This is a genomic window from Streptomyces antioxidans (genome assembly GCF_000968685.2).
Classification (GTDB): Bacteria; Actinomycetota; Actinomycetes; order Streptomycetales; family Streptomycetaceae; genus Streptomyces; species Streptomyces antioxidans.
The window spans coordinates 1-7,993 of sequence record NZ_LAKD02000203.1 but is presented as its reverse complement, the minus strand read 5'-3'; the positions used below and the strand labels follow the sequence as shown (position 1 = coordinate 7,993).

Here is a 7,993-nt window from a genome sequence, read left to right as displayed (position 1 = left end):
CGGCCACCTCCATCGCCTGGGGCGCCTGGGCCGGAGGCGGCCTGGTGACGGGCGAGGTCAGCGAGCAGATGACCCGGTCGGGGATGCTGGCCATGTCCCCCGAGCTGGCGATTTCGGCGCTGCAGCAGGCGTTGGACCTCGATGAGGCGTTCCTCGCGGTCGCGGACATCGACTGGACACGCTTCGAAGCGGACGCCACCGACACTCCCCTCTTCCGCGAGCTGCGGAACGCGCGGAGCGCCACCAGGGAGCGGCAGTCCACGGCGGGCAGCGCCGACCCAGGACGGGCGGAGCTGCACGACCGGCTGGAGGCCATGCCCCGAGAGAAGCGCGAGACGGCGCTGCGGGATCTGGTGCGTGCCCAGGCCGCAGATGTTCTCGCGCACGACAGGGCGGAGGCGGTCGCCTCTGACCGTGCCTTCCGCGACCTCGGCTTCGACTCGCTGACCGCCGTTGAACTGCGCAATCGGATCGGCGCCGCGACCGGGCTGCGGCTGCCGGTCAGCCTGGTCTTCGACTACCCCACGCCCACGGTGCTGGCGCGGTTCCTGCACGGCGAGATGTTCGGCACCGACGAGGGCGGGGCCGCCGAGACCACCCCGACCCGCTCGGACTCGTTCGACGAGCCCATCGCGATCGTGGCGATGAGCTGCCGCTTCCCGGGCGGTGTGCGGACCCCCGAGCAGCTGTGGGACATCGTGAACACCGGAGTCGACACGATCTCCGGCTTCCCCGACGACCGTGGCTGGGACCTCGACGGGCTGTACGACCCCGACCCGGACAAGCCGGGCAAGACCTACGCCCGCACCGGCGGATTCCTGGACAACGTCTCCGACTTCGACCCGGACTTCTTCGGCATCTCACGGCGTGAGGCCCTGGCCATGGACCCCCAGCAGCGGCTGCTGCTGGAGACGTCCTGGGAGGCGTTCGAGCGTGCCGGTATCGACCCGGCGACGCTGCGCGGCAGCCAGGCGGGTGTCTTCATCGGCTCGAACTACCAGGACTACAGCGGTCGGGCCGTCAGCGCGCCGGACGGTGTACAGGGCTATCTCGGACTCGGCAGCGCCTCCAGTGTTGCCTCCGGCCGCCTCTCCTACACCTTCGGCTTCGAGGGCCCGGCCGTGACGGTGGACACCGCGTGCTCGTCGTCGCTGGTCGCCCTGCACCTGGCCGCGCAGTCGCTGCGCCAGGGCGAGTGCGACATGGCACTGGCCGGTGGTGTGACGATCATGGCCACGCCGGGTACGTTCGTCGAGTTCAGCGCCCAGCGTGTGCTCTCGCCGGACGGACGCTGCAAGGCGTTCTCCGCCGAGGCCGATGGCACGGGCTGGTCGGAGGGTGTGGGCCTGCTGCTGGTGGAGCGGCTGTCGGACGCCCGGCGCAAGGGCCACCAGGTGCTGGCGGTCGTGCGCGGCAGCGCCATCAACCAGGACGGCGCGTCCAACGGTCTGACGGCGCCCAACGGCCCGTCGCAGCAGCGTGTGATCGGCAAGGCCCTCGAGAACGCGGGCCTGTCGGCCGCCGATGTGGACGCGGTCGAAGCCCATGGCACGGGTACGTCGCTGGGTGATCCGATCGAGGCGCAGGCGCTGCTGGCCACCTACGGTCAGGGGCGGCCGGAGGACCAGCCGCTGTGGCTGGGCTCCATCAAGTCCAACATCGGCCATTCGCAGGCGGCGGCCGGTGTGGCCGGGGTCATCAAGATGGTGATGGCGATGCGGGAGGGCGTGCTGCCGAAGACGCTCCACGCGGACGAGCCCTCGCCGCATATCGACTGGACCAGCGGCGCCGTGTCCCTGCTGCACGAGCCGACCCCGTGGCCGGAGACGGACCACCCGCGCCGGGCGGCCGTGTCGTCCTTCGGGATCAGCGGTACCAACGCGCACACCATCATCGAGGCGGCAGACCCCCTTGAGGCGCCGTCGCCGGAGACGGGCGGCGAGGTCAACGACTCGTCGGCCGCCGTCACGGTGGTTCCCTGGCTGCTCTCCGGCGGCAGCGCCGACGCGCTGAGCGCCCAGGCCGGGAGGCTGCGCGAGTTCGACGGCGTGCGTACCGCGCGGGCCGGTGATGTCACCGACATCGGCTATGCGCTGGCGACGACCCGTTCCGCCCTGCCCTACCGGGCCGTTGTGGTCGCCGAGGAACCGGCACAGTTCCGGTCCGGACTCGACGCGCTGACGGAGGGCAGGAGCGCGGCCACGCTGATCCAGGGCGTGGCGCGGGCCGAGCACAAGACGGCGTTCCTGTTCTCCGGCCAGGGCGCTCAACGCCTCGGCATGGGGCGGGAGTTGTACGACGCCTTCCCGGTGTTCGCGCAGGCGCTCGACGAGGTGTGCGCGTATCTCGATGTGCTGCTCGACCGTCCGCTGACCGAGGTGATCTTCGCGGCCGAGGGCAGTGCGGAGGCCGGGCTACTGGACCAGACGGCCTTCACCCAGCCCGCGCTGTTCGCCGTCGAGGTGGCGCTGTTCCGGCTGCTGGAGCACTGGGGCGTGACTCCGGATGTGCTCATCGGCCACTCCATCGGCGAGGTCGCCGCCGCGCATGTGGCGGGCGTGTTCACGCTGGAGGACGCGTGCGCGCTGGTGGCGGCCCGTGGCCGGTTGATGCAGGCACTGCCCGAGGGCGGCGCGATGGTCGCCGTCCAGGCGCCCGAGGAGGAGATCGCGGCATCGCTGGCCGGGCGCGAGGCCGAGGTGAGCATCGCCGCCGTCAACGGCCCGACATCCGTGGTCATCGCGGGCGACGAGGCCGCCGTGCTCGACATCGCCGGGCAGTGGGAGCGCGACGGCCGCAAGACGCGCCGACTGCGGGTCAGCCACGCCTTCCACTCCCCGCGCATGGACGGTGTGCTCGGAGACTTCCGGAAGGTCGTCGAGGGCCTGTCGTTCGCCTCGCCCACCATCTCCCTCGTCTCCAATGTCACGGGTCAGCCGGCGGACGCGGACGAGGTGTGCTCGCCCGAGTACTGGGTGCGCCATGTGCGGGAGGCCGTGCGGTTCGCGGACGGGGTACGGGCGCTGGAGAAGCTGGGCGTGACGTCGTTCGTGGAGGTGGGCCCGGACGGTGTGCTCACCGCCATGGCGCAGGACTGCCTGACGGCCGGCGAGTCCGATGGCACGGCCGCCCCCGCCCTCGTCCCCGTGCTGCGCAAGGACCGCCCGGAGGTCCAGGCGCTGACGGCGGCGCTGGCCGAACTCCACGTCCACGGCATCACGGTGGCCTGGGACGCGGTGTTCGCCGGGCGTGGCGCCCGGCGGGTGGAGCTGCCGACCTACGCCTTCCAACGGCAGCGTTACTGGCTCGAATCGGCACCGGCCACCAGCGCAGATGTGACCTCGGCGGGGCTGAACTCCCCCGGCCACCCGCTCCTCGGCGCCGCCGTCGCCCTGGCCGACACCGACTCCTACCTGTTCACCGGCCGGCTGTCCGTCTCCTCCCAGCCGTGGCTCGCCGACCACGCCTTCGCGGACACCGTCCTCTTCCCCGGCACGGCCTTCGTGGAACTGGCCCTGCGCGCGGCCGAGCAGGTGGGCTACGAGCGGGTGGACGAGCTGACCATCGAGACGCCGCTGGTCCTGCCCGCGCGGGGCGCCGTCCAGATCCAGCTCACCGTGGGCGAGCCGGACGAGTCCGGCGCCCGTTCGCTCAACCTGTACTCCCGGTCCGAGGACGCCCAGCCGGACGACCCCTGGACCCGCCACACCACCGGCCTGCTCACCAGGGACCCTGCCGCCACGGCACCGCAGTCCGTGGCCGCCGACTTCGCCGTATGGCCGCCCGCGGACGCCAAGCCGATCGACGTGGCCGACCTCTACGACCGGTTCACCGACGTCGGCTTCGCCTACGGCCCGGCCTTCCAGGGGCTGCGCGCCGCCTGGCGCCGTGGCGACGAGGTCTTCGCCGAGGTCGACCTGCCCGAGACACAGGAAGCCGACGCCGCACGGTACGGCCTCCACCCCGCACTGCTCGACGCCTCGCTGCACACCGTGGCGTTCAAGCCGTCCGGCACCGACGGCAGCACCCTTCCGTTCTCCTGGAACGGCGTGGCACTCCACACCGCCGGTGCGTCCGCGCTGCGCGTACGGCTCGGCAGCGTCGGCGAGGACACGGTCTCGCTGCACGCCACCGACACCTCCGGCGCGCCCGTCGCCTCGGTGGACGCCCTCGTCCTGCGGCCCGTGGCCCCGGAGCAGGTGAACTCCGCCCAGCCGTACGAGTCGCTGTACCAGGTCGAGTGGGTGCCGACCGCCCCGGACACCTTCCGCGCCCCGGTGGCGAGCGGGGCCGGGCGCTGGGCGCTCGTCGGCCCCGACCTGGCCGGGGTGGCGGACGTCCTCGGAGCGGCCGATGTCACCGTGGACACCCATCCGGACCTCGCGGCCCTGGCCGTGGCCATCGACGCGGGCGCCACCGCGCCCGACGTCGTACTGGCCGCGCAGGTGTCCCGCACCCGCCGGACGCCGGAGCTGGCGGAGGCCGTACGGGGCGCCGGACACCGCGCCCTCGACCTGCTGAAGGGCTGGCTGGCCGATGAGCGCTTCGGCGCCTCCCGGCTGGTGTTCCTCACCCGGGGAGCCATCGCAGCGGGCGCCGACACCGATGTGGCCGACCCCGCCGCCGCGGCCGTCTGGGGCCTGGTGCGCTCGGCCCAGTCCGAGCACCCCGGCCGGTTCGTCCTGGCCGACCTGGACGACCACGACGGCTCACGCCGGATCCTCCCGGCGGCGCTCACCGCCGACGAGCCACAGTTCGTGGTACGCGACGGCGAGGTCCTGGCCGGTCGGCTGGCCCGGGTCCCGGCGCCCGGCGGGGCGACCGAGGAGACCACCGTCACCAGCGGCCCCACCTGGGACCCGCGCGGCACCGTCCTGGTCACCGGGGCGGCGTCCGGCCTCGGCGGCCTGGTCGCACGGCACCTCGTCGGCGCGCACGGCGTCCGTCACCTCGTGCTGGTCAGCCGCCGCGGTCTCGCCGCGGACGGCGCGGCCGAACTGCGCACGGAGCTGGCGGACCTCGGTGCCGACGCCACGGTCGCCGCCTGCGACACCGCCGACCGCGACGCCCTCGCCGCGCTGCTGGCCGCCCTGCCGGACGAGCACCCGCTCACCGCCGTGGTCCACACCGCCGGTGTGCTGGACGACGGTGTCGTCGAAGCCCTCACCCCCGAGCGGATCGACCGTGTGCTGCGGCCCAAGGTCGACGCGGTGCTCAACCTGCACGAGCTGACCGCCGGTCTCGACCTGTCCGCGTTCGTGCTCTTCTCCTCGCTCTCCGGGACCCTCGGCGGCACCGGCCAGGCCAACTACGCCGCCGCCAACGCCTTCCTGGACGCGTTCGCCCAGCGGCGCCGGGCCGAGGGACTTCCCGCCCAGTCGCTCGCCTGGGGCCTGTGGGAGGAGCGCAGCGGCATGACCGGCAAGCTGGACGAGGCCCATATGCGGCGCCTCGCCCGCGAGGGTGTGACCCCGATGGCCTCCGAGGAGGCGCTGGCCCTGTTCGACACCGCGTGCGGCATCGACACGGCCACCCTCGTCCCGGCACGGCTCAACGCCTCGGCGTGGCGGGCCCAGGACGGGCCGATCCCGGCGCTGCTGCGGGGAGTCATCCGGACCACGGCCCGGCGCGGCCCCGCGAAGTCCACCGGCGGCTCCGGCGCCGACTCCGCCGAACTGCGCCGCCGTATCGGCTCGATGAACCCGGCCGCCCGGCGGCAGGCGCTCCTCGAGCTGGTGACCGAGCACGCGGCCAGGGCACTGGGCCACGACAACGCGCGCATGATCGCCCCCGACCGTGGCTTCCTGGAGCTCGGCTTCGACTCACTGACCGCGGTCGGGCTGCGCAACCAGCTGGGAACCGCCACCGGCCTCCGGCTGCCCGCCACCCTGCTGTTCGACTACACCACCTCCAGGGCGCTGGCCGGATATCTGGCCGATGAGCTCGTCGGCGGAGAGCCGGACGCGTCGGTGGTGCTGCCGGTCCTGTCGGAGCTGGAGAAGCTGGAGAACTCCTTCGGCGAGGTGGTGGCGGACGAAGCCGCCAGGGAGCGGCTGGCCTCGCGGCTGCAGCAGGTCCTGGCCAAGCTGACCGCGGGGGAGCAGCCGGAGACGGCGAACGGCGGGGTCGCCGCCGCCGACCGCTTCGAGTCGGCGACCGACGACGAGATCTTCGACTTCCTCGACGAGGAGCTCTCGTGACGTGGCCACCCCCGTCCCCGGAAATGACCGGCCGAAGGCTTTCCACCCCTGTCCGGGGTACTCAGAGGAGTGACAAGAAGCGGTGAGCGAGACCAAGCTGCGCGACTACCTCAAGCGCGCCACGGCCAGCCTGCACGAGACCCGTGAAGAGCTGAAGGAACTCAGGGACAGGGACCGGGAACCCATCGCCATCGTCGGCATGGGCTGCAGATATCCCGGTGGGGTGGCGTCGCCCGAGGACCTCTGGGAGCTGGTGGCCTCCGGCACCGACGCCATCTCCACCTTCCCCGTGGACCGGGGGTGGGACGAGGACCTGTACGACCCCGACCCGGAGCGGGTGGGCAAGAGCTATACGCGTGAGGGCGGGTTCCTGCACGACGCGAACGGTTTCGACGCCTCGTTCTTCGGCATGAGCCCCCGCGAGGCGCTGGCGACCGACCCGCAGCAGCGGCTGCTGCTGGAGACCTCGTGGGAGGCGCTGGAGCGGGCGGGCATCGACCCGGCGTCCGCGCGCTCCAGCAGGACCGGCGTGTTCGTCGGCGTGATGTACAACGACTACGGCTCCCGCATCCAGTCGATCCCCGAAGGCCTCGAAGGCCACCTCGGCAACGGCAGCGCCGGAAGCGTCGCCTCCGGCCGCATCTCCTACACCTTCGGCTTCGAAGGCCCCGCGGTGACCGTGGACACCGCGTGCTCCTCGTCGCTCGTCGCCCTGCACCTGGCCGTCCAGGCACTCCGCAAGGGCGACTGCTCGCTGGCGCTCGCCGGCGGCGTGGCCATGATGGCGACGCCCGGCGTGTTCATCGAGTTCAGCCGACTGCGCGGACTCGCCGCGGACGGACGCTGCAAGTCCTTCTCGAACGACGCGGACGGCACCGGCTGGTCCGAGGGCGCCGGTGTGCTGCTGCTGGAGCGGCTGTCCGACGCCCAGCGCAACGGGCACCGAGTGCTGGCCGTCGTACGCGGCGCCGCCGTCAACCAGGACGGCGCGAGCAGCCGGTTGACGGCGCCCAACGGCCCCTCGCAGCAGCGGGTGATCCGTGACGCGCTGCGCAACGCGGGTGTGTCGGCGGCCGATGTGGACGCCGTGGAGGCACACGGCACCGGAACGCCACTGGGCGACCCGATCGAGGCCCAGGCGCTGCTGGCCACCTACGGCAAGGAGCGCGCCGGAGCCGACCGGCCGCTGTGGCTGGGCTCGTTCAAATCCAATGTGGGACACACCCAGGCGGCCGCGGGCGTGGGCGGCGTCATCAAGATGGTGATGGCGATGCGCCACGGTGTGCTGCCGAAGACCCTGCACGTCGAGGAGCCATCGGAGCACGTGGACTGGTCGGCGGGGGCGGTATCGTTGCTGACCGAGTCGACCCCGTGGCCGGAGACGGGCGACCGGCGCAGGGCCGGTGTGTCCTCGTTCGGCGTGAGCGGGACGAACGCGCATGTGATCCTCGAGCAGGCCCCGGAGGCCGAGGCCCCCGAGACAGCCGAGGCCGAGGTGGCCGAGGGCCCGCTGGCCTGGGTGGTGTCGGGCCATGGCCCGGAGGGCCTGCGGGCGCAGGCCGGGCGGCTGCGGGAGTACGTGGCCGAACGCACCGAGCTGGACGCGGCCGATGTGGCGCGGTCGCTGGTGACGACCCGGTCGGTGCTGGATCACCGGGCGGTCGTGCTGGGCCGGGACCGGGACGAACTGCTGGCCGGTCTGGGCGCCGTCGCGGACAAGTCCGCCCTGCAGGGCGTGGTGGTGGGCGAGAGTGCGCCTCCCGGCCGTTCGGTGTTTGTGTTCCCTGGTCAGG

Annotated in this window: 2 protein-coding genes; both read left to right on the top strand. The window is 72.9% G+C overall.

The window, feature by feature from the left end; genetic code table 11:
• On the top strand, positions 1-6,200 hold a 6,200-nt coding region (locus VT50_RS37660), incomplete at its 5' end, for a type I polyketide synthase (RefSeq protein WP_143645373.1).
• An 82-nt stretch (positions 6,201-6,282) separates the two neighbouring features.
• Positions 6,283-7,993: type I polyketide synthase (locus VT50_RS37655; protein ID WP_143645372.1), on the top strand; the 1,711-nt coding region annotated here is incomplete at its 3' end.